A 23,287-nucleotide genomic window follows, 5' to 3' on the forward strand; every position below is an offset into this window, starting at 1 on the left:
AGCAAATCACATCAACCCAGCGAGGTGTTTTCCCCGCTGGCGGGAGAACACGTCGAAGTTCCTTCAAAGGGAGTTCTCAATGTTTTTCCTCAAGACGTTTTTTGGAAAGTCCAAAGATCAAATGGCTGATTTCCTCGTGCAGCATGCGCGCTACCAAACCATGGGGCGTTCCGGCGCCGGGAGCTACTCGAATTGCTGCAAAGTACATTCGCTTGGTCTTCGCGGTGCGCAGCTGAACAAGGCCCGTGAAGTCGTCCAGCTGGACAACCTTGCAGAGCTGATTGGTGCGCCAATCAATCGTTTCCGCGAGGAGACGGGAGGTCAGTACACGGTCGGCTTCAATGGCCGCTCGGGCGGACACATGGTTCTGTACTCCGGCGAATACTACGACTCGGAATACAAGAGCTATTGCAAGCAGTGCCACCAGCGCAACTACCAGGCGGTCCCGGAAGGCAAATCGGCCCCCTGTGCCGTGTGTTCCCATCCTCGCACCAACTACAAGGTGCCGCCCCGGTTCCACCGTGTCCATTCCAGCGGTATCGACGCGGGAATGAGCCGCGAGGACTTCCTCGAACTGGACGAGGCTTCGCTGAAGGTGAAGTTCGATTTGGTACAGCGCTTCGACCAGGTGTGCGACCAGGTCCGCTCCGAGTTCATCACGCTGCTCGACGACTTCATCGTTATTGAGGAGCAAGTGATGGTGCCGCAGATGGTCAAGCGCTTGGCGCGCATCTGAGGTGCGCATGCAAAGCTGCGCCTTCACAGCATCCTACAAAGGGTGCTTCATTCACCAACTCACTGACGGAACGTTCACGTGGCAGTCGCACGACTACCGCGTGCGACCCGCCAGTTCCTGGCGCGCCGCGCAGATAGCGATCACACGCTCTCTGCGGCATGCGCCAACCACCCGCGCTGAATAGCGCATCCCCGTGGGGCCCCGCGAACCGCCCCATTGGGGTGTGGGGCTCCAAGATCTATCTGAAATTGGAGCATCTATGAACAGACACATGTTGATTGGCAACATGGCTGCTGACCCCGAGCTTCGGCACTTCCCCAGTGGAGATGCAGTTCTCAACTTCCGGTTGGCGACCCAGGAAAACTATCGCGACAGGTCTGGCGAGTGGAAGGAGCACACCGAGTGGCACAACGTCGTGGCGACTGGCCGCTTCGCAGAGGGTATTGCTGCCTATGCCCGAAAGGGTACGACAGTGCTCATCGAAGGCCGCTCGCGAACACGAAAGTGGGAAGACAACGGTGTCCCCCGCTACATGACTGAAGTCCACGTCGATCTGTGGCGGCCATGCCCCCACCCTCACGCTGCGGCGCGCGGGTACGAGGGAGCGCAGGCTACTGCTGGCCACGACAGCGATCGCTATGCTGATCAGCACGGCCACCAGACCGACTACAGCAGCGGCCCCTTCAGGCCGACCAAGTAAGCTCTTCTGAGCGATCACTTCCCAGCCGGGTGCCTACCCGGAAGGGGAGGTTCCGTCTGGGTTTTCGCGGCCCATGAGTGGGCACACCAAAGTGCCTAGCAAGGCCCTTCGGTGTGCCCTCTCAGGGCCAACACAGGAGAACCTATGACAGCTTACAGACGACTCACAGATCAAGAGTGGCGTGAGCAATGGCAGGAATACTGGTCCCGGGCTCGGCAGCTCGCTGCCGGGCACTGGGACTCGGTGTTGCGTGTACTTGCGCCGCAAGTCAGCCCGGCACTCGACGGTCTAGGCAAACGCCACGTCCCTTGCCCTGTTCATGGCGGGAAAGATGGCTTTCGCATGTACAAGGATTTTCATGAAACCGGCGGCGGACACTGCAATACCTGCGGTGCGATGCACGATGGCTTCGAGATCCTGAAATGGGCGAATGGCTGGACAGCCCGCGAGGCGGTTGAGGCAGTGACAGGGCACTTTACGGGTGGAGATGGAAAGATCCGCCCGAAGCCGCGAACCGCGCCACCACCGCCGACAGGAAACACTCAGGAGGAAAACGAAAATCTCGCGCTCTCGCTCAACAGGGCCTGGTTGGACTCGATCCCCGTCACCGCACGGGATGCCGAGCCGCTAAGGCTTTACTTGCGAAAACGTGGGCTGAAGATTTCCCCACCTGAGGCCCTTCGTTTCCACCCGAGCCTTGTTTATTTCGACGTGGACCAAGATCGCATCATTGGCAGGTTCCCCGCCATGATTGCGATGGTCACAGGGCCAGACGGGCAACCGGTGACTATTCACCGTACCTACCTGACGCCGGACGGCCGCAAGGCCAACGTCCCGTCACCCAAGAAGCTGATGAGTTACCCCGACGTCCGCACGGTCACAGGGGGCGCTATTCAGCTCTGCCCGCACGGTCGTGTACTGGCTGTGGCTGAAGGCATAGAAACTGCGCTGGCGGCAATGGAAGGGACAGGGATTCCTACCTGGCCAACGGTAAATGCTGTGATGTTGGAGAACTTCGTTCCGCCTCCGTCCGTCGAGCAGTTGATTGTCTTCGCGGACAAAGATCGCCCTTCCAGACTCGCTCCAAACGGGCCTGGACAACAGGCCGCAAGTAGATTGGTGCAACGTGCCTGGAAGATGGGCATCAGAGCGACTGCCATCGTCCCAAAGGGCGAGATCCCGGAAGGTGAGAAATCACTCGACTGGCTCGACGTCCTGCGAAACGAGGGTCCTCAGGGAATCCCGACCCTTGAGGCTGTTCGTCGCTCAATGCTCAAGGTAGCGTGAAGGAGGCTGTGCCATGTACGGCCGCATCAATTTCTCGCTCATTGACACGGACCCTGGTGCGAACACTGCGTTCGCACCACCGGCCGGATTCGAAGGCGACTACAAGGCGTTCCTCACGGAACGCTCAGTCTCCGATACCGGTGCACGCCAGCACATCGCGCTCGTCGCGAGTCTGCTGCGCCGCAGGGATGGCGTGACCCCCGAGTTCACTGGAAAGTATGCAAGGCATGCACTGTGGATGATGGAACGTTACAAGCCAATTTGAAATGAGATCCTGCCCCTTCGGGGGCGGGCTTTCCAGATCGCACACGACGATGTGCGATGCGGAAAGCCTGAATTCATACCGTGCGGCTAGTCCCATGGTTTGTTGCTCCGAGCTGAGGAGGGTAATCCGACAGCATCATCCGCTGACCAGTTCGCTGGCCAGCATCACTTCGCGCTTCGCAAGTTGCGCGTTCACCCCCAACCGGGATTCACCCGGTAGGGCGGCTCTTTGGTTGGTTTCAGAAGACACGCCCCATGGCAGGGTCTGCCAGAACCTCTCTCATCTCTATGGGAGGGGGGTTGTGGCAGGCCCTGCATGGGGTTTTTGCAACCGAAAAGGAGTCCACAATGGAAATGACTGCAATCTCCCAAATGGGAATGGAACTGCAACCCCTGTCGCGTGAACTGCTGCTGCAGAAGTACGCGCACGGCGGTGAAGCAACACCCGGCGAGGTGCTGGACCGCGTGGCCCGAGGCCTCGCCAAGAACGAACATGTCCCGCAGGAATGGGAGCCTCGCTTCCGCGAGGCCCTGAACTACCTCGTGCTCGGCGGCCGAATCAACGCGTCGGCTGGGCTCGAAGACCTGGGGACTACCTGGATCAACTGCTTCGTTCAACCGATCGCTGATTCGGTTTACGAGCCGATCGACGGAACGCCCTCCATCATGGGGGCGGTCATGGAAGCCGCCCAGACCATGCGTCTTGGCGGCGGGGTGGGGTACGACTTCAGCGTGATCCGACCGAAGGGTTCCTGGATCAAGGGCACTCGCAGCCATGCGAGCGGACCGTTGAGCTACATGGGCATCTTCAACTCCATGTGCGAGACCGTCATCTCGGCGGGCTCGCGTCGTGGGGCCCAGATGGCTGTGTTGCGATGCGACCACCCCGACATCGAAGATTTCATCGTCGCCAAGCGTGTCGCGGATCCGTCTATCCCTTGGGACAAGCGGCCGTTGCGCTGCTTCAACATGTCCGTCGGTATCACTGACGAACTGATGAAGGCGGTGGTGGACGATCGATCATTCAACCTGGTCCACGAGGCTGAACCATCACCCGAGCAGAAGGCCGCTGGCGTCGTGCTCGGCGAGGACGGCACGTGGGTCTATAAGACGGTGCGCGCCAAGGACCTGTTCGAGCGCATCATGCGGTCGAACTACGACCGTGGTGAGCCAGGTGTCATCTTTCTGGACAGGGTCAACACCGACAATAACCTGCGCTACATCGAAAGCATTGCGGCTTCAAACCCGTGCGGCGAGCAAATGTTGCCGGCGTATGGTTGCTGCGATGTCGGTCATGTTGTCTTGCCGCGCTTTGTGCGCTGCGCTGCTTGGGAGGGGCCTCCATCCTTCGACTTCGAGAAGTTGAAGGCGATGGTCCCACTCCTCGTGCGGATGCTGGACAACGTGCTCGACCTCACCAATTGGCCTCTTGACGCCCAACGTGAGGAGGCGCAGAACAAGCGGCGTATCGGCGTGGGCTACACAGGCCTTGGCGACTTGCTCATCATGATGGGCTTGAAGTATGACTCGCCGGAGGGCCGGGAGTTTGCTGGAAGGATTGCTGAGACAGTCGCACACGCGGCCTACGAAGCTTCTGTCGAACTCTCCGTTGAGCGCGGACCCTTCCCGCTCTTCGAAGCGAACGGCTACCTTGAGGGTGTCACCGAAAAGAGCGATGGTACGTTCGCAAGCCGCCTCCCAGCGGACCTGCAACGCTCCATTCGCAGGCATGGCGTGCGCAACAGTCACTTGTTGAGCCTGGCCCCAGTGGGAACCGGTAGCCTGACCTTCGCCAACAACTGCAGCTCCGGCTGCGAGCCGGTGTTCAGCTTCAAGCAAAAGCGCGAGGTCATCCAGCCGGATGGGTCGCGCAAGCTCGAAGAGGGGCTCGTGAATGCGGCCTATCTGCAGTACCGCAGCATGGGTGGCGATACCACGAACCTCCCCGACTACTTCCAGACAGCTCAATCGCTTTCGGCGGTGGCCCATCTGGAAATGCTCATGGTGTTGGCACCCTATGTTGATTCCGCGATCTCCAAGACGGTGAATGTCCCCTCGGACTATCCCTTCGAGGACTTCCAAGGCGTCTACCTCGATGGCTGGACGGCCGGGTTGAAGGGACTGACCACCTTCCGCGAGGGCGGTGAGTTGGGAGCGATCCTGATCTCGGATGATGGCAAAGCGAACGCTGAGTCCCATCCGAAGGGGCTGGACGCGGTGTCTACTGCTGAGGTGGACCCTGATCGTCGCCTGCGCCTGCAGAAGTTGCCGGAAACTGTGATGAACAGCCTGCGTTGGCTGGATCGCCCACACTTGCCGGATGGCAATCCTTCGTACACCTACATGGTCGAGAACCCGCTCGGGGACTTTGCCGTCATGGTGGGAGAGCATGTCAACGGCACGAGGCACCCGTTTGAGGTCTGGATCAACGGCGCTGAAGCTCCACGGGGCTTGGGCGCGGTGGCCAAGACGCTGAGCGCGGACATGCGGACGTTCGACAGAGGCTGGCTCCGGCTGAAGCTGGAGTCCCTCACCAAATGCGATGGGCAACCGGTTGAAATCGCAATGCCCCCCACAGGGGTATTGCGCACGGTGCCAAGCGTCGTGTCGGCGTTCGCGCAGATCGTCCAATACCACGCCGAGAAAATCGGCTGGCTGCAAGCCGAGGGCGATAGCTCCCTGGAAGACGCCATGCTGTTCCGCAAGGAACCGAAGGCGGGACCTGAGGGCACTCTCTCTTGGACGGTGGATGTGAAGAATCCCGGTACCGGCGACGACTTCCTCATGATCGTCAAAGAACTTGTAATGCCCGATGGCACCCGGCGCCCCTACAGCGTCTGGACTGCCGGCGAGTATCCCAAGGTCTTGGATGGGCTGTGCAAACTCCTGTCCATCGACATGCGTGTTGCGGACCCGGCCTGGATAGGAATGAAGCTGCGCAAATTGCTGAACTACCGTGAACCCCAGGGCGACCTTTGGGCTCCTGTACCAGGCGAGAAGCGTCAAGCTTGCTACCCATCAACAGTTGCCTACATGGCGCAACTTTTGATCCACCGCTTCCACAGCTTTGGTATCCTCGATGCCGAGGGGCACCCCGTTGCTGATGGCGGCTTCAAGGAAGGCGAATCGACGTCCTCCGTTGAAGGCAAACCGCTCCAAGCAGCCGTGCGAAAGGGCACTTTGTGCCCCCAGTGCGCACGTTACTCCGTCGTGAAATACGGCGGCTGTGAACAGTGCTCCGATGGCTGTGGCTATATGGGATCGTGTGGCTAGACACCCATGACTCTTGAGAACCTCGCGATTTATCGCGGGGTTTTTCAAAGCATTCTCACCGTGAGAGTGTTTTGGAAAACAGGTTTCACTCTCTGTCCTTCACGGCTGAGATTTTGAGAACGGCAGCTGACCGTGCCTTCGGGTGAACCAGCAGTCTATCGACGGGTGCATGCCTGTCACATCAACCCTGGCGGGATGCCCTTTCCCGCATGGGTCATGGTGTCTCCGCTGATCTTTACATCATTCGGAGTTCACTATGGCATTTGAGAAAGTTCTTTTCTGTTTCGCGTTGTTTGGCTCAGCCTGCCTGTCCATCGTGATTGTTGGCGTGGTGCTCTTCTGGTCCAAGCTACAGATCATGGCAGTCATTCGTCCTGCACCTGAAAAGGCGGACACTAAGGACGAGGCTTTCGCACGCGCTTTGCAGCTGCTGCAAGAGCAAACCTTGGCGATCGAGTCTCTGAAGGACCACCTCGCTTCCATGACGCAGCGTATGGAGACTGCGGAGGCGGCGCTGGCAGCAAAGCCTGCAGCCGAAGCTGAGGTTCAAGCTGCTGCTCCGGCTGCAGGTCCAGCAAAGGCTCCCCGTCGTCGCACGCCGAAGTCGGCTGCGGTTCCTGCGGAGCCGATCCCACAAGTGGCTCTGCCTTCTTTGGATCTTCATGCGATGGACCACCTGACGACAGTAGCTGGCATCCCGGTGGGCGCCGGCATCGACAACTTCAACCAGGCCTATCCCGAAGCCGCCGCTGGGCTGCAGCTGGGATCTGACAAATTCGAAGTCGTCGCGTAAATTTTTCCACCCTAGCGGGGATGCCAGTCCCCGCTAGGGGATTGGTGTTCCTGCGCATTCTGCAAAGGAGATCACTATGGAACTGAAAGCTGCATTCCCGCGTCCCGACTGGCTGAAGATGATCGAATCGATCCTCACCGAGCCAGGGCGACTCGGGGACTACTACCACGCGTTTCACAACTACAGCTTGGGCAACCAGGCCTTGGCGGTGGAGCAACTCCTCATGCGCGACATCGAGGTGAGCCCGATCTCCAGCTTCCAGTCCTGGAAGCTGAAGGGGCGACGTGTGAAGAAGGGCGAGAAGGCCATTGGGCTCTGGATGCCGTTCACGCCGCGAGCGAAACCGGGCGAGGTGAAGGGCTCTGACCGAAAGGTCGATCCCAGCCAGCTGACCCCTACGGTGGATGGCGAAAAGCGCGGACCTTCGCGTATGGCATTCATGATGAAGAACAACTGGTTTGCGTTCTCGCAGACTGAGGTTGACCCCCATGCCGAAACGCCCGCCGTCGAGCCCATGAAGGCCGAAATGTCCTGGGATGCTCAGGCGGCGATGCAGAAGCTGGGAATCACTGAGGTGCCGTTCGCTATGGTTGGTGGCAACACGCAAGGATGGGCATTGCCCACTGCAAAGCAGATTGCACTCAATCCAATGGCACAGCTGCCCCACAAGACCCGATTCCATGAACTCGCGCACTGCCTGCTTCATGGAGACGAGACGGTGGAGATGGTTGATGGCAGTGACCTGAAGAAGAGCATCAAGGAAGCCGAAGCCGAAAGCGTGGCGTTCCTGTGCTGCTCTGCGTTGAACCTTCCCGGGCTCGCAGAAGCCCGGGGCTATGTGCAGTCCTGGCTGGGCCACAGTACGACGGATCGCGAGGCGTACAAGAAGAGCGCTGGTCGCATCTTCTCGACCGCCGACAAGATCCTGAAAGCAGGCCTGAATGTGAATGCGGAGGTGGCCCATGGCTGAAACCCGCAATCGCCTGAGGGTGGCCTATGTCGGCCGCGATCGAGCTTCAGTGCCCACCGTACGCGTGGACCTGGAGTACGAAAGCGATGGGCAACGGTTCTGCGGTGGCACCCAGCGCACCTTCCACCGCACAGACATCGCCGACGCGCAAGCTAAGGCGAATGAGTTGCTGGCGGAAGGCCGCGTGCAGGAAGTCCGTGAAATGTAATGTTCTGGCGCATCGATGATGCGCTGAGTTTTAACCCGGCCGGGGTGCATCCCCGAGCTGGGGGCGCTCTTGGCCAATTTTCCTTAGGAGTTTGTCCATGAGTTCTATCGAGATCGTCCGCACTGCAGGGGGCCTCAGGTATCTGAATCCAGCGCCAGCAGCAAAGCGCCGCTACAGCTGGATCGGACGCCCCAGCCTCATAGCGCGTCTGTCCGCTTTGCTTAAGGGGTAACCCTTGAACAACAGCATCGAAATCGTCTCGGCAGAGACGTTCAAAGCCCTCGCGCTGGTGCACTCCAGCAGCAGCCTGATGGGCAAAGACCCGGACGGCGTAGGCTTCGTTCGAGCAACGACCTACGCCGGCAAATTGTTCACGACCCTGGCGTACCACTGGTGGAGCCTATCCAGATGTACGGTCGAGGCCTACGAGCTGATGGAGCCAGACAGGTTTACAGGGCCTACGACAGTCAATGGCTTCAATTCGGCGATGATCCGAGGCCAATGGATGGATACCGACTTTACTGGCCTGCTGGTCCAGGTGGACGGAGCCAACATGGTTTGCGCCCGCCGTCAGCGGTTTGAAGCTGGTCTCCCAACTGGGGAGCCGATGAGCTTCCGCGATGCGCTCGCCTACAGTGACGCTCAAAAGTCGCTCGGCTGGCGCACAAAGTACCGGGCGAGACATCCACAGGTCTTCTCCGTCAACGGACATCCTGTCTTCAAGTACCAGGATCCGGCGAGCGGGCATTGCGACCTTGTCCTGCTCTGGAAACATGATCATCTCGTCGAAGAGATTCGATTGGACCGATCAGCCAAACTGGACGGTGTGCCAGGCCATGTGATGCATGCCTGCTTAACCGTTCCTGCCTGAACTCAGGCCCGCCACGAGCGGGCCTGGCGTTCCCGGCGCAAGACCACCCCAGGTGGTTTTGCTCAGCGCACCCTGGCGCTCTGAGCAGAGCCATTTTCGCGGTGTTGCTACGCAACGCCATTGATGCCTCCGAGCTGCTGAGCCTACACAGCAACCCTGATCGCTCGCGATCTTCAACCAGACCCGCTACGGCATTTGTTCACCGCTACAGCGGCAAGACCAAAGCCAGACCACCTCCGGGTGGCTGGTCGCGAACCTGAGAGGGTTCGCACAAGCCCCCTGTGGAGACTTGTGCGAACGTTTTCACGTTGCGGGCTACGCCTGCAGCTCGAAAGTCCTAGCTGAGGCATCAAAAAATCAGCACCACCGATCGGCATGCCGGTCAAACCTCAACCCAGCGGGTCATCCCCGCAGGGGCTGACTCGCGCCTCATTGGAGTTAGCATGGAAACACAAACGACGCCGCAAGGCGTCACAATGACCGAAGCGCAGTACGCCTCGCAACCGGAGAGCTACCGTGGCGTTTGGACCACCGAGCGGGACGACTTGCCCAACTGGGCGGCGGAGCGCCATCTCTACCTGGGCAAGCGAACCCTCTTGGCTGCGAGCGGCAAGGGCGGAACTTGTCTCCTGATCGAAGGATTGGGCCTGGAGATCACCCCGTGAGTGGCCACCAGCGCCTCATCCTGGGACAGATCTGGCACATGGTCTTCGGCACCGTGATATTCATCGTGCTAGGAGCACTTGCGGTGGGTCTCGACTTGACATCCCAGTGGGTTCAGACCCTCGGTGTGACACCGTTCACCTACAATGCAATCAGTTCCGTTGCCCACGGCCTCATGGTCCTGGACATCCTTCTGTTCTTGGGGTACCTGCTCAAGTCCTCTTGGGATCTTCTGAAGGAGATTTTCAAATGACCGACCTCGATCTTCGGCGCATCTTTCTGAACAGCGTGCGGGTGTACTTTGCGCCTCTCACAGGGGCGTTCAAGGGCATTCGCGACGAGCTGCGTCGAACCGATCCCTGGCGGCAGCATCGCCGCACGGGTGGTAGTCCGGAGCGGCATCACAACCACTCATCGCGCGGGTAAAAACCGCAGCGACGCAGAACCCGGTTCCCCGAAAGGGGGCCGGGTTTTTTCATTGTGGCGAAAGCCATTTCCCATGAGGGCTCCGCCCTCAGGGAGGTGCCCCTACAACCTAGGAGCACCACGGTGCCAATCTCAAATTTGCCTATGGGGCAGGTCAACGCGCATGTTGGCGACGAGCTGGTAATGCGTGTCGGCATCCCGCACAAAGGCGGCAAGCTGGCATTCCATGCCTTCAACAGTGGCTACCCAGCCATGGTGAGCGCAAACGCCTTCTGGAACCCCAAGAAGGGACAGTTCGTAGTGCCGGAGGCCTCCGACCTTTACGAAGTGCCGTTTGCACTGGATTCGGCTGGCTTTGTGGCGGTTTCGCAGTTTCAAGCGAAGGGGAAGCAGGCCGGCATGGCAGGCATCTACCCTTGGACGGCCGCGCAGTACCTTGAGCTCGCTTCATTGCTTCAGCCTGATTGGTACAGCGCGCCAGACCTCTGCTGTGAAAAAGAAATCGCAGGAAGCCAGGCGGAAGTGGATTTCAGGATCAACGCTACGGCTACCCTGCTGGAGGGGACACTTCAAACCCTCTACGCTTGGCAGAACGAGTTGGCCAAGACCGAGTCCGCGTCTGTCGTCGCGAACATGCTCAAGCCCCCCGTTCCTGTAGTCCAGGGGTTTCGCAAAAGCGACTATCTCCGATGCCTGGATCTCATCTACGAGGTCTGGCGCCGCTGGGAACCTTGGCTTGCGCCACCACGGCTGCTGGGCCTGGGTTCGGTATGCCGGCGCGCTACCGATCACCCGGAGCACGGGCTTTACGCCATCTTGCAAGCGCTCGACGGAAGTATCCCGCCGCAGACGTCGTTTCACCTCTTTGGGGTGAAGGGCACCGCGCTTGCGCAGGTGAAGAAGCTCGGCTGGATTCACAGCACGGACAGCATGGCCTGGGACGTTTCCGCACGTATCAAGGCCCACAAGGGTGGCTACTCGAACACGCTTTCACGGCGTTCCGAGGAGATGACCCGCTGGATGTCTGCAGCTTGCTCCCGAATCGCGCCGAGCCCCGGCTCGCAGATCGACCTCGGGCTGTTCGCCTGACCCTCCTGCCGCACCGAAGGTGCGGTGATTCACAACCCATGTGGCAAACCCTCATGGGGTGATGCCCGGAGACTCAAATGAAAAACCTGAACATTCCCTTGGTCAACCTGGCCTCGTGCACCAAGGCCGACCTGATCATCAACGGCTCGCTGGCGGTGGGCGCCAAGTTCCGACTTGTAGGCCGCACGCCCAGTTTCCAGGCCACCGCGCTGCGCACGATTCTCGGAGGCACCGTTGCGGTGGTCGATGGGGTCAGTGACTGCGGCCGATTCAAGACTACAGCGCGCGTGATTGACACCGCGCAGGTAGTAGCCTGAAGTTCCTTCAACCCTTGCGGGCCTCGCCCGCAGGGGCAGGTCCGCCTCTGGATACACACCATGAAGACACTAGACCTGTTTTATGAAGAAGACTCCGAATCAGTGAAATTGGCTAAAGTGGCAGAAGCCCCGTTGAAACTTAGACTGATCAGCGAAGAGCCAGAGGAGCGTGCACGCCGCAGGATCCTTGCACTGATGCGCGATGGCCTCGTGCTATGCCTTGCCTACAGCAGTGGGAAGGACTCTACGTGCCTCGCAAGCTTGGTTTTGCTGTGTGCAGTTGAACTGGCAAAGCAAGGAGGGCGGGTTCCGCCGATTCTGATCATCCATAGCTCTACAGGTATCGAGAATCCAATCGTATCGAAGCTTGCAATTTCCGAACTGAAAAAGATGGTCGATTTTGGCCACCGAAACGGCATCGATGTTCGCACGCTCGTGGGAGAGCCCGACCTCAATTCGACATGGCAGTGCCGTGTACTAGGGGGGCGTGCTTTGCCGGCCTATCCAAATACGCGTGCGGATTGCTCGATCGATCTGAAGACGTCGCCGAACCGTAGGCTCATCAATCGCGTGTTGAAGATGTCGAAGGACTTTGATGGTTGGAAGGCCACGTGTCTCTTGACAGGCGTAAGACGTGGCGAATCAACAGCGAGGGACCAAAGAATTGCCCACCGCCGTGAGTCCGCTGAGGGGACCTGGGTCAACGATTCGGGAGACCTTAGAGCATCGCCAATCCTTGACTTCACTGAGAGTGATGTTTGGGAGCACATTGGCCTTTGCGCGGCAGGGGTGTTTGAGTCCTTCTCGAACTTCGAGGGGGTTATGGACTTCTATCGATCAATGGGGAACTCATCGTGCGTGGTAGTCGCTGACATGAAAATGAAGGGCTCCAACGCTCCTTGCGGAGCCCGGTCTGGCTGCTGGGCCTGTACAAGGGTTGGACGTGATCGGTCGGTCGAGAACATGATCGAGAGCGACGAGAAGAGGTACTCATTCCTGCGGCCCCTAAACAGATTGCGGAACTACCTTGCCAACTCGCAGTACAACTGGTCCCTGCGCCAGTACGTTGGTAGAACGATCAACGACGGCTACATAGAAATTGCAGCCGACACTTTCTCGCCGGCAACCCTGAAGAAGCTATTGGTCTACACACTCACGGCCGAAAGGCTTTCAGGCGTGAAAATCATCAGTCCGGAACAGCTAATAGCGATTGACCTGAGATGGAGCTTGTATGGGCTGTGGCCGCCATTTTCTGCTTTGAAGACCTACTTCGAACTGATCGATGGCGGACATTGGGAGGAGGCCCCCGTGGTGGCCGCCTACCCACCCAGTGAGGTTCCGAGAATTGGCCGTATCTTCGTGGGTGCCGGTTGGTACGAGGTGACGGGAATGAACACCGTCTCAGGGATGCGCGATCTGGGTGCAGAGATCTTCCATGAGTCTTGTGGCTTTGAACTGAAGACCCTCAAGAACGGAGCCCTTGTTGCCGACTACGAGGAAGGCGAACGGTTCGAGGTCGATCCAGAATCGGCAGCGGACTTCATCACCTTCCTCGCTGAGGACTACATCCGGGACTATTGCCATGATGACTATCCAGATTGGACGGAAGGTGTCCGCACTTACCTCCGGCTTGGGATGGTCCACATCGGCGCGGGCCAATCCCGCACCACGGATGAAATCATGCGCCGCACTCAGTGGCGCCAGGAGCACAACCTCCACGGCCAGCGAAGCCCGCAAGAGCTCGAAGCCCGTTGTGACGTGCTCTTCCAGCAGCAACAGAGTTTGATCTGAAGCTGACAAACCATTGAGATACTCCCACTTCGGGGGTACCATATGGCAACGAGGACCTCGCGCTTGCGCGAGGGCTTCCCCAAGAGGCTTTGTGAGGCTTCTTGGGAAAGCGGATTCGTACCACTGGCTATGCCAGGTGGTTCAACTTCCCAGCTGAGGAACCAAACAATCAGCATTCACCGCGCATGTCTCTATGCGCTCTTTGTCCACCCGGGCCTTTCAACCCGGCTGGGGGAGAAGGCCTTCATTTTTTGTGAGGCCATCATGTATCAAACGTGCCCGCGATGGTTTGTGGGATGAACCGCGCCGCTTTTCTGGGCCTACGGCTTTGGAATAGCGGCCGATTGGTTACCACCGCACCCCTCGCCCGATCCCTGCCTTTCCGAGGTCGAGCCATGCCTGAACTCCTTTTGCACTTCAGCGACAACGAAACCACCCTCGAACGTGTGACGGTTCTCGCAAGAGAGAACGGCATCACGCCTGAGCAGTGGGTTCTTCGCGCGATCGCAAAGGATCTCGGCGACTACGGGCTCAAGCCTTTGCCTGAGGGCGTCCAGCCCCAGACCCTTAACCAATTGTTCGAAGCGACAGGTCTTCTGAAGCCTCGAACCTAGCCGCGCCCGAGAATGGGGCGAGGAGGTTGTATGCGTACCCCTCTTGCCCCACCTCCAGTGGCGGCAGTCGTTCGATGCTGGCTTCCTGAAGTGGAGTCAGTTTTGGTCCCCGGCCCGAAGTTTCGGCCGGTTCTGGTGATGGCAGTGGACGATGAGTCCCATGTGGTGCCCCGGGTCCTTGTGGCCTATGGAACCAGCCAGCACACGGAGCGAGTTGCTCTAGGTGAATTCGTCGCTCCTCGCAGCGTTGTTCCCGAGCTGGAGTGCGACACCAAGTTCTGCCTCAGGCGGGCGCTTTGGTTGCCTCTCTCCTGCGAGTATTTCGCTGCACGCGGCAGGCAACCTATGCCAGTCGCTCTCCCCGCCCGCCTGACACCCTTGTTGATGCGGGCTTTCCACGAGTCGCAGTAGACCTGCGCTCATTTTCCCAACCCGGGGCTTCAATCCCCGGCAGGGGAGGGGGCTTCGATTTTTCCAGAGACCCCTATGAATCAAACTATCCCCAGCGCAATCAGCTCGGCACCTGGCGGCGGAGCCTTCGCCATGTCCGCAACCCAGCTCGTGGCGGCGATGCACCACCATCCAGACGCTGGCCGCATCGAGGTGGCCAGCCTCTTCAAGACCGGTGAACTGGATGTTGACCTGCTCGAACGTGCCCAGCTGCACGTGAGTGAGGTCCTCAAGCGCAGCCCGCTTGTCGCGGTGGAGATTGCAACCTATCGCACCAACCTGCACAGCGGCCGAAAGGAAGCTGTTTTCGGCGTGCGGTCCGACGGCGTTTTCATTGGCCACTATGCGGCCTCCGCGTTTCGCCGGCTTTCGGCCTAAAACTGGAGCATCACATGGACCGCAAGACACTCGGAATCACCGACGACATGCTCCAGGCCGCCCAGGCTCTGGTCGATGCCCGGGCGCGCGAGGCCATCCTGCGCCCGCAAGTCGAGAACTATCAACGGCTCATCCTTGCAAAGCACGGCTTTCATCGGGAGCCTAAGTACCGTGGTGTTCCCGATGGGCACCTCCCCATCACCGACCCCAACAAGGTCTGGTTGATGAGCGAGTCCGACCTGGCGGCATACGTCGCTGAGTGCCACCTGGAGCGCGATCGGCTGGGGCTCCTCACAAGGGACCCAGAAGGTTGCCCGCTGCTGGAGGCGCAGGCCCGGCGTACCGAGGCGGAGTGGCAGCTCTTTCAGACGCTCTCACTTCACCCCAAACTGGCGCACCTGAAAAGCGCAAACGAGAAGCCCCTGAAGCTGCGTCAGGAGGCGCTGGACCTTTCCATGAAGTTCCTCGCACCATTCCTAGTGAACCACCGACCCTCACCCGCTGCCTCGGCGTCGTGAGTTAACATCCACCCGCCGCGTCTCTTCTTGGGACGCGGTGAGTGCCACTGTTCAGTGAGCTTTGGAGGGGGCGCTGCGACCCAGAGCCCTCCCCAAAGAATCACTGATCTGGTTTATCCAGCTCATGACCAAGCTCCCAGCTGGGGAGTCAAACAATTCAGCAAAACCCTTTTCAACCCCTGCGGGCCAAGTCCCGCATCGGGGGCATGGCTCGCTTTTTTTGGAGCGACCATGCAAACGATAGAGAAGACTGTGCCATCGGCGCCGGCCTCGGCTGCTTCCGGCTTGGCATACCCTGAAAGCGAATCCCGCGATCCGGCAGGCCCGCCCCCCAAAGCGCACGGCAGTGTCGGCGAACGCATCAAGTGCTGGTACGGCGTCAGCTGCTCGCTGGTGACGGATGAACCCGTACCGGGCATTGACCTGAAGCCGCTGGCGCCAAACTCCGCCATCTTTGTCGGTGCACGGTACCGCGTAGGCGACAACCTGAACGAACGCACGGCCCGCGTTCTCGCAACAGCACTTGGTCTGGATTGGCAGGAGGGACCCAAACCCCGGCCTGTGTTCACCGAGGCCGAATCGCGGCAGGCATCCACCGACTTGTGGAAGGGCTTGGGCGTGCGGAGCGCCTGATCACGAGACATTTTATTTACCCAGCGGGTGCCGCCCGCTCTGGGCCGCATTCCGCGTTTTCCAAAGGAATCAGAATGCAGAATGAAAGACATGCCTCGCTCGTGTCGAGCAGCGCCATTCGCCACGAGCGACCCAGCCTGACTTCTTACCAGCTCGCGCTGGTCAAGCGCGTCGAAGCAATCAACGCCACAACCGCCTCCGTCGGGAGTGGGGAGTGTGAGGGAGCCGGCGAGGGTGCAACGCCCGAGCAGCTGGAGGCCCTCAAACGCTTCGCAGCGCGACACGGCCGCACATGGAAGTGCCGCCTGATGGAGGCCTGGATCAGGGGAACCGACGACAGGATGCCGGATGGCTGGCTTTTGCGCCAGGTGCGCAACCAGCTGGGCTCACATTGGCTCCGCAGGTTCCGCCTGGAGACACATTGATGCCAAGCGCTGCAAGGGTGAATGCGAGAAAGACGCGCGTCAACGCCTGTCCCGTGGACCTTAGCAGGCTCGTGAGGTACGAGGCGATAGACAACGGTCAGTGGTACCGAGTAGGGCCCGGAGACAAGCGTGCCGGGAACATCGGACAGGTCGTCGGCATCCTTGCGCTCAAGCACGCGCAGGGTTACGAGGTGGTCCTGCGCCTGCTCAGCGGAGAGGTAGATACCTTCTCCCCATTGCAGCTGTTTCCAGCGAGTGATCGGGAGATCGCGGCCTCAGGCCGCTGCCACCAGCTGCAGCTCGTGCTGTGAGCTAGGGTAACCCTTTCAGAAGCGCCTCGGCGCGCAAAGGTCCTTTACGGGGCCTCAATCACAACCCAGTGGGCATCCTCCCACTGGGGGGTGATCCCGCGCACTTTCGAGGTACTCATGACACAACTCAATCACATGGTCCGCGCGCGGCCCATGACATCGGCTCAGCGCTGTGCGTCCTTCGCGACTCCAGACCCTGAGCCACACCGCGTCGTCCTTCCTGCCCAGGAATGGGTCAGGATGGCTGGTGCGTACTGCGGCGATCGGCTCGCTGAGGCTGATGGAAAGTCCATCGTTGGCGTCAGGGCGATCGACCACCAGGGCTACCTCCATGCGATCTTCTCGGTGCTCCATGGCGGGTACTCCGGGGACTATCGGGCTGAGGGCTATCGGCTCGTGCCACCCGAGATGTTCGAGGGCGACACGGTCGAGTTCATTGACTGGCGGGATGCCCCAGCTATCCACGCCCGGCGACGTGGCGACTCCACGGGGCTGCTGGTGAAGGTCCAGGGAAAGATCCTGGTCTGCGCAAAGGCAGTCCACTTCGTCCGTGATCTGCCTACTGTGCCGCCTCTTTCCGTTCAGGAGGCCAAGGCCCATGACGAGCAAAGCCGTTCGGCTGGTTGGCGTGCCATGGGCTTTCGGGGAGCCTCCATCAGCTGGAGGGCCGTCAACGGGCACCCTGTGGTCATCTACGAGCACCCGCTGGAGATGAAGCGTATGGCCATCCTTTTTTGGCGGGCGAATGGAGAAGTCCAGGAGTATGTCCTGCACAAGTCGCTTGAAGCGTCCATGTTTACCGCTCCGGTAGACACTGCGGCGCAAAAGGCGCTGGTCCAAGAGGCGCCCGTCCAGATGGGGCTCTTCTGACCGAATCGGAGTCCTCGCGCAGCGAGGGCTTCCCCAAGAGCTTCTATAGGGAGATCTTCGGGAAGTGAAGGATTGACACCACCGGCTTGCCCAGTGGTTCACATGCTCTGAGCTAGAGAGCCAAAACACCTAGCAGTTCAATTCACATGCCGCTTCGCGCGGCCCATCAATCTCAATCATCCCAGCGGGTCCCAACGTCCCGCAGGGACGTGGTGCCTGTTGGATATTTTCATAAGGCATCACACATGAAGATCAATCCGATCGCAGCGGCTTGTTTGTGGCTCCCAGGGTTTGACCCTGACGAGGATCCCAACCAAGTCCCGGGGCTGCTCAGTGCTCCAATCGCCCCCGTCGCTTCATGCGTCGTGGAGACGATAGCGGCCGCTGCCCCAAGCGCCCCGGTCAAGCCGAAATGGCCGCGTCTCTTCGCCGACGTGCATGCCCAGCTGGGCGGTACGGTGGTGAAGTTCGACGCGAACATCGAGGCGATCACGCTCCTTCGGGAGCTGGAGAAAGAAGAACGTGATCCCACCGCAAGGGAACGCGAGGTACTGAACCGCTACACAGGTTGGGGTGGTCTGCCTCAGGCATTCAACCTCAAACAAAGCGATACCGCGTGGCTCGACCGCTCAGCCAAGCTCAAGGAATTCTTGAGTGCGGAAGAGCACGCGTCAGCCATGGCCAGCACAACCGACTCTCACTACACCCCTGTGGAGGTGGTCGAGGCGATGTGGGCAATGGCGCAGCGGGTAGGCTTCACGGGCGGTCGAGTCCTTGATCCGTGCACCGGCACGGGCTTCTTCTTGGGCGCCATGCCCCAGGAGGTGGCCGAGCGAAGTACGGTGACCGCCGTGGAGGTAGACAACGTCTCGTCGCGCATTTCCAAGAAGCTCTACCGGCAGTACGGGGCGCGGGTCCTCAACAAGGGATTCGAGCAAGCGAATCTGCCGGCAGATAGCTTCGATTGCGTCATCAGCAATGTCCCGTTTGGCCAGACCAAGGCTGCAGAGGTTCGCAATGTCCCGTTCGCGCGATTCAACCTGCACAACTACTTCATCGCTCGTTCGTTGGAGCTGGTTAGGCCTGGCGGCCTGGTCGTGATCCTCACGTCCAGTTTCACCATGGACTCCATGCGGGATGGCGCGCGAGCGTATCTGGCTGGCCAGGCTGAACTGGTCGGGGCCATTCGCCTTCCTGATTCAACGTTTAAGAAAATGGCCAATACGTCGGTAACGACGGATGTCCTCATCTTCAAGCGTCGAGTTGGAACGACGGAGCACGACAAGTCCTGGATCAACGTCACCGCGCTGCCAAAGGGCTCACCTATCAACGGGAACGCCTGGTACAGCTCAAATGCCGTTACGGTTAATTCCTGGTTCGCCAGGAACCCCGGAATGGTAGTTGGCAAGCTGACCCACGAGTCAAGCGCTTACGGAGCACGGACTATCTGCGCCTTCGAAGGCGACTTGAAGCAAGCGCTTCAGGAGCGCATAGCGAACCTCCCCGAGGGTATCTATGCACCACGCCCCCAGTCGCAGCGAAAGCCGCGTAGCGAGGCGTTCCGTATTGGTGAGGGTGTGCGTCCTGGGCTAACGCTGATCGAAGGCAAGGTCTGCGAGGTTGACGACGGTCTGGCCCGCCCTGTCCAGGCATCCGAGAAGGTGCTAGCGCGGATGGCGGGAATGATCGGAATACGCGATGCGGTGCGACGCCTCATTGCAGCGCAAGCTGTGAATGCAGACGAAGCAATGCTTAGCGTTTACCGTACCGCACTGTCTATTGCGTACGACTTGTATGTCGCGCAATGGGGCTACCTGGGTGACAAACTGAATCGAGCAGCGTTCAAGGCCGACCCCGATCTGCCGCTGCTCATGTCGCTGGAGTGCCGGGTGGAGGGAAGCAAGTCCGTTGATAAGGCGGCAATCTTCTACCACCGCACGGTGGGAGCAGCCAAGAAGGTGTCCCGGTGCGAGAGCACTCAGGACGCCCTTCAGGTGTCGCTCTCCGAGTTCGGACGGGTGGTTCCCGAGCGGATTGGCGGGCTGGTTGGAATGGGCCAGGAAGAGGTGATGGCGGACCTTGAGCAAAAGGGCTGTGTGTTCCTCGATCCGGCGACCATGAACTGGGCGGTGGAGGATGAGTACCTCTCGGGCGATGTCCGGGAGAAGCTCATCCTCGCGGAGGACGCTGGCGAGCGCTTTGAGCGCAACGTAGCGGCCTTGCTGGCAGTTCAGCCGAAGAAGCTCACGCCAGCCGAGATTACGCCGCGCATCGGGTCCACCTGGATCCCTGCGCCGGTCTACGCGCAGTTCTTGGACGAAATCCTGGAGGTGGGCGAAGGTCCCTTCAGCAGGCATACCGTGGAAGTGAACCTCGCGGTGGGCACGTGGTCGGTTGATTCGCCCTACAGCTGTGAAACCAGCGTGGCGGCAACGCAGACCCATGGGACTCGTCGTGTGCCTTGTGGGCGACTGATGGAGCTTGCCCTCAACCAGCAGGAGCCATCGGTGTACGACAGCAAGAGCGGCGGCAGTAGGGTGGCAAACACCACCGAGACCATCGCCGCGCGGGAGAAGCTCTACGAACTGAGGGCGAAGTTTAAGGAATGGGTGTGGTCGGACGAAGCCAGAGCAGAGATGCTCGCCGAGGCCTACAACACTCAGTTCAACAGCTACGTTGTACGGCGATACAACGGGGAGCACCTGGTGCTTCCTGGCATGTCGCAGGCATTTACCCTCAGAGCGCACCAAAAGGACGCCGTCTGGCGGCTTCTCTCGACGAACCACAACGTCCTGTTGGCCCACGCGGTGGGGGCAGGAAAGACCTTGGAGATGATCTGCGGAGCGATGGAGTTGCGGCGCGTAGGCAGGGCAACCAAGCCCATGCTAACGATCCCCACACATCTGATCGAACAGGTGTCGCGTGAGTTCATGGAGGCTTACCCAGGCGCGAACATTCTGGTCGCGTCGAAAGATGACCTCCATGGCGACAAGCGCCGAACGATGCTGTCACGTATTGCCACCGGCAACTGGGATTGCGTAATCATCACTCATTGCAGTTTTGAACGCATCCCTATGGGCGCCCAGTACATGAGGGAGCACATTGCAGAAGAGGTGGAAAAGATTGAAGATGCAATTCGTGAACGCCACGGCGAACCGAAAAGTAATAAGATCGTGAAGCAACTGGGGAGAGCCAAGAAGTCCTGGGAGGCGCGTCTTAAAAGGCTTTCAAGCGAATCGAAGAAGGACAACGTTCTAACTTTCGAAGAGCTTGGAGTTGACTATATTCTGTGCGACGAAGCGCACAGTTTCAAAAGTCTCTATAAGTTCACGAAGATGGACAGGATCGCTGGTTTGCCCAATCAGGACTCTCAGCGGGCCTTCGACATGTTCGTGAAGTGCAGGCACATCAATCGTCTTCGTGGCGATGGAACGGGCGTCGTCCTCGCGACCGCAACGCCCATCAGCAATGCTTTGGGAGAGGCATATACCATGCAACGCTTCCTTCAGGAGGCGGCCCTGGAGGCAAAGGGCGTGGCGAACTTCGATGCATGGGCTGGCAACTTCGGTGAGTCCGTCACAAGCCTTGAACTGGCGCCTGACGGCGGCGGATATCGGGTCTCGACGCGATTTGCGAAGTACACCAACGTGGTGGAGATGATGAAGATGTTCCGGCAGGTGGCCGACATCAAGACATCCGCAATGTTGGATCTGCCTGTTCCAAGGTGCCGTCGCGAGACGGTCATCGCGGACGGTGGCCCTGCACTGAAGGCGTACGTTGAGACGCTGGTGAAGCGTGCTGAGAGGCTCCGCGCCGGAGGGGTGAAACCGAAGGATGACAACATGCTGCTCGTGACTGGTGACGGTCGCAAGGCGGCGTTGGACCTCCGGATGGTGGACCCTTTCGCCGAGGAGACTGAGGTGAACAAGATCTCGCTGTGCGCCAAGGGGGTGTTCAAGAAGTGGACCGAATCGGCAAGCTTCAAGGGTACCCAGTTGGTGTTCTCGGATTTCGGCACGCCGAAGAACGACGGGAGATTCGACGCCTACAACGCCTTGCGTGACAAGCTGGTCGAATTGGGAATCCCTCGCCACGAGGTCGCCTTCATCCATGAATTCGTTACTGACGCGGCAAAGGCCGCGCTGTTCCGGGACGTGAGAGCGGGGGTGATCCGGGTTGTTTTGGGAAGTACCTCGATGCTGGGGACCGGTACAAACGTGCAGGAGCGTCTGTGTGCCATATGGCACATGGACGTTCCTTGGCGCCCTTCTGATATCGAGCAACGCGAAGGCCGGATCTTGCGCCAGGGCAACCAGTGCGAAGAGGTCTCGATCTACTACGTGGTAACGCGTGGTTCGTTCGACGTGTACATGATGAACTTGGTGGAGTCAAAGCAACGGTTCATCGAGCAGTTGATGCGGGGTGATGAAACGCTTCGCACACTGGACGAGGCATCTGAGGCGCTGACGTACGCTGAGATCAAGGCGCTGGCCAGTGGCAATCCTGCGGTGATTGAGCGATGTGGGGTCGAGTCAGAACTCGCCAAGCTCACCATGCTGCATGACAAGTGGCAGCGAGACCGGCAAGCAAACCTCTGGAACTTGAAGCACCTGCCCTCGCGCATTGCTTCTGAGGAACAGAAGATTGCTCGCATGTCGGCCGACACGCTCACCGTCGCGGGCGCACCAGCCGGAACCTACGCCTTCAAGGTAGGAGGATTCGGCGATGTACCTGCGAGCGATGCTGCGAAAGCGTTTAAGCAGTTCGTGCAATCCTTGCCCCGTAGCAGTGGGCCGGTTGTAATCGCGACATACCGAGGCCTGGACCTGTTGGTTGAGCGGGACGCCACCTCCCAATTGGAGGGCTGGCTCAAGGGCTCGATGGAGTACACGCTCACCATGGAGAAATCCTGGGGAAGCGTGCTCAACTCCGTCGATACCCTGCTCGATGGGCTGGCGTCGCAGACGAAGCAATTGCAACGCGGTGTGGAGCGCCTGCGCGCACAGTCGAAGGATCTTGGCCGAGAGGTCGAGACACCCTTTCCTAAGCTGGAGCGGCTTGAGTTCCTGCAGCGTCGAAAGATTGAGCTGGATACCATGCTCGATCTCAATGTGGGGGATCTGTCTGCAGTGGACGAATCGGCCTTGGCCGAGGAAGCTGTTGGAGCCTGATACCATCCATCAACAAAGCACCAGCAGGCCCCGAAAGGGGCTTGCTGGCGGCTTTCCGAAGGGAACTGTTTCAGCGGGCCTTTCTGAAAGTCGATTTGATGCAGAGGCTGTGCCTTTGCTCAATTTCCCAGCTGGGGAATTCAAACAATCAGCACCACGCCTCACCTGAGGCATTTCATCAAGCGGCATCACTGCTGCTTTTATCCACCCACGCGGGCACTGCTCCCGCATGGGAGTGGGGCTTGCGATTTCAATCGGAGGTTCCATGTATCTGGCGTTTGCGCACCCCACGCGCGCTTCCCGCGCACCATCAGGTTTCGTTCGTGCACATGACTTGGCCAAACAGTACAAGGCTGACGGCTGCATTGCTGACTTTCGCGTGGACTCGTGCCACAAGCGGGGCCGTGTGATCACGTTGAAGAACGAATCTGGATGGAGTCCCTACCCCTTGTTCGTTGAGTATCCATCGCAGGAAGAGCAACCGAACTAGCGGCCTCAACTCCGCACGCAGGGTTCTGCGCCAGTTGGC

23 protein-coding genes are annotated in these 23,287 nt (G+C 59.6%); all 23 read left to right on the plus strand.

The annotated features are described in order from the left end of the window. The first annotated feature begins 79 nt into the window (after window positions 1-79). The 23 genes from KW835_RS13705 to KW835_RS13815 all read left to right on the plus strand — a co-directional run bounded on the left by KW835_RS13705 (window position 80) and on the right by KW835_RS13815 (window position 22,758). Window positions 80-736, plus strand: coding sequence for a hypothetical protein (locus KW835_RS13705; RefSeq protein WP_218383224.1), 657 nt, complete (start codon window positions 80-82; stop codon window positions 734-736). 259 nt (window positions 737-995) lie between these two features. Then, window positions 996-1,436 carry a single-stranded DNA-binding protein gene (locus KW835_RS13710; RefSeq protein WP_218383225.1) on the plus strand — a complete coding sequence of 147 codons (441 nt, stop codon included), beginning with the start codon at window positions 996-998 and terminating at the stop codon, window positions 1,434-1,436. A 144-nt stretch (window positions 1,437-1,580) separates the two neighbouring features. Next, the gene (locus tag KW835_RS13715; protein WP_218383228.1) at window positions 1,581-2,723 is read left to right on the plus strand and encodes a toprim domain-containing protein; all 1,143 of its coding nucleotides are present in this window, start codon (window positions 1,581-1,583) and stop codon (window positions 2,721-2,723) included. A gap of 13 nt (window positions 2,724-2,736) precedes the next feature. Continuing rightward, complete coding sequence (locus KW835_RS13720) at window positions 2,737-2,988, plus strand: hypothetical protein (RefSeq protein ID WP_218383229.1); 252 nt, start codon at window positions 2,737-2,739, stop codon at window positions 2,986-2,988. Window positions 2,989-3,335: 347 nt separating this feature from the next. Beyond that, window positions 3,336-6,260: an adenosylcobalamin-dependent ribonucleoside-diphosphate reductase gene (locus KW835_RS13725; protein ID WP_218383232.1), complete on the plus strand. Its 2,925-nt coding sequence runs from the start codon at window positions 3,336-3,338 to the stop codon at window positions 6,258-6,260. A 256-nt stretch (window positions 6,261-6,516) separates the two neighbouring features. Then, on the plus strand, window positions 6,517-7,053 hold the full coding sequence (locus KW835_RS13730) for a hypothetical protein (RefSeq protein WP_218383234.1): 537 nt from the start codon (window positions 6,517-6,519) through the stop codon (window positions 7,051-7,053). 76 nt (window positions 7,054-7,129) lie between these two features. Beyond that, the gene (locus tag KW835_RS13735) at window positions 7,130-8,023 is read left to right on the plus strand and encodes a hypothetical protein (RefSeq protein ID WP_218383236.1); all 894 of its coding nucleotides are present in this window, start codon (window positions 7,130-7,132) and stop codon (window positions 8,021-8,023) included. Beyond that, window positions 8,016-8,231 (plus strand): hypothetical protein, encoded by a 216-nt coding sequence (locus KW835_RS13740; RefSeq protein WP_218383238.1) that lies wholly within the window; start codon window positions 8,016-8,018, stop codon window positions 8,229-8,231. The genes KW835_RS13735 and KW835_RS13740 overlap by 8 nt, the downstream gene beginning before the upstream one ends. Window positions 8,232-8,466: 235 nt before the next feature. Beyond that, window positions 8,467-9,102: a hypothetical protein gene (locus KW835_RS13745; protein WP_218383239.1), complete on the plus strand. Its 636-nt coding sequence runs from the start codon at window positions 8,467-8,469 to the stop codon at window positions 9,100-9,102. Window positions 9,103-9,545: 443 nt separating this feature from the next. Beyond that, window positions 9,546-9,767: a hypothetical protein gene (locus KW835_RS13750; RefSeq protein WP_218383241.1), complete on the plus strand. Its 222-nt coding sequence runs from the start codon at window positions 9,546-9,548 to the stop codon at window positions 9,765-9,767. Continuing rightward, complete coding sequence (locus KW835_RS13755) at window positions 9,764-10,018, plus strand: hypothetical protein (RefSeq protein ID WP_370633628.1); 255 nt, start codon at window positions 9,764-9,766, stop codon at window positions 10,016-10,018. The genes KW835_RS13750 and KW835_RS13755 overlap by 4 nt, the downstream gene beginning before the upstream one ends. Beyond that, on the plus strand, window positions 10,015-10,191 hold the full coding sequence (locus tag KW835_RS13760) for a hypothetical protein (RefSeq protein ID WP_218383242.1): 177 nt from the start codon (window positions 10,015-10,017) through the stop codon (window positions 10,189-10,191). Before KW835_RS13755 ends, KW835_RS13760 begins: the two co-directional genes overlap by 4 nt. A 123-nt stretch (window positions 10,192-10,314) precedes the next feature. Beyond that, a complete protein-coding gene (locus KW835_RS13765) occupies window positions 10,315-11,280 on the plus strand; it encodes a hypothetical protein (RefSeq protein WP_339385553.1) in 966 nt (321 codons plus the stop codon). A gap of 77 nt (window positions 11,281-11,357) precedes the next feature. Then, entirely contained in the window at window positions 11,358-11,597 is a 240-nt protein-coding gene (locus KW835_RS13770; protein ID WP_218383244.1) for a hypothetical protein, read from the plus strand. A gap of 60 nt (window positions 11,598-11,657) precedes the next feature. Further along, a complete protein-coding gene (locus KW835_RS13775) occupies window positions 11,658-13,388 on the plus strand; it encodes a phosphoadenosine phosphosulfate reductase family protein (protein WP_218383254.1) in 1,731 nt (576 codons plus the stop codon). 395 nt (window positions 13,389-13,783) lie between these two features. Next, window positions 13,784-14,002, plus strand: coding sequence for a hypothetical protein (locus tag KW835_RS13780; protein ID WP_218383256.1), 219 nt, complete (start codon window positions 13,784-13,786; stop codon window positions 14,000-14,002). 543 nt (window positions 14,003-14,545) lie between these two features. Further along, window positions 14,546-14,830, plus strand: coding sequence for a hypothetical protein (locus KW835_RS13785; RefSeq protein ID WP_218383258.1), 285 nt, complete (start codon window positions 14,546-14,548; stop codon window positions 14,828-14,830). A 14-nt stretch (window positions 14,831-14,844) separates the two neighbouring features. Beyond that, window positions 14,845-15,348: a hypothetical protein gene (locus KW835_RS13790; protein WP_218383260.1), complete on the plus strand. Its 504-nt coding sequence runs from the start codon at window positions 14,845-14,847 to the stop codon at window positions 15,346-15,348. A gap of 231 nt (window positions 15,349-15,579) precedes the next feature. Further along, on the plus strand, window positions 15,580-15,981 hold the full coding sequence (locus tag KW835_RS13795) for a hypothetical protein (protein WP_218383262.1): 402 nt from the start codon (window positions 15,580-15,582) through the stop codon (window positions 15,979-15,981). Window positions 15,982-16,055: 74 nt separating this feature from the next. Beyond that, on the plus strand, window positions 16,056-16,406 hold the full coding sequence (locus KW835_RS13800; RefSeq protein ID WP_218383263.1) for a hypothetical protein: 351 nt from the start codon (window positions 16,056-16,058) through the stop codon (window positions 16,404-16,406). After that, window positions 16,406-16,717 carry a hypothetical protein gene (locus KW835_RS13805; RefSeq protein ID WP_218383265.1) on the plus strand — a complete coding sequence of 104 codons (312 nt, stop codon included), beginning with the start codon at window positions 16,406-16,408 and terminating at the stop codon, window positions 16,715-16,717. Before KW835_RS13800 ends, KW835_RS13805 begins: the two co-directional genes overlap by 1 nt. Before the next feature lie 117 nt (window positions 16,718-16,834). After that, a complete protein-coding gene (locus KW835_RS13810; RefSeq protein ID WP_218383267.1) occupies window positions 16,835-17,587 on the plus strand; it encodes a hypothetical protein in 753 nt (250 codons plus the stop codon). A gap of 245 nt (window positions 17,588-17,832) precedes the next feature. Continuing rightward, window positions 17,833-22,758, plus strand: a complete 4,926-nt coding sequence (locus KW835_RS13815) for an SNF2-related protein (RefSeq protein WP_218383272.1) — start codon at window positions 17,833-17,835, stop codon at window positions 22,756-22,758. The last annotated feature ends 529 nt before the right edge of the window (window positions 22,759-23,287 follow it).

The sequence above is a fragment of the Acidovorax sp. sic0104 genome, assembly GCF_019219095.1.
Classification (GTDB): domain Bacteria; phylum Pseudomonadota; class Gammaproteobacteria; order Burkholderiales; family Burkholderiaceae_C; genus Acidovorax.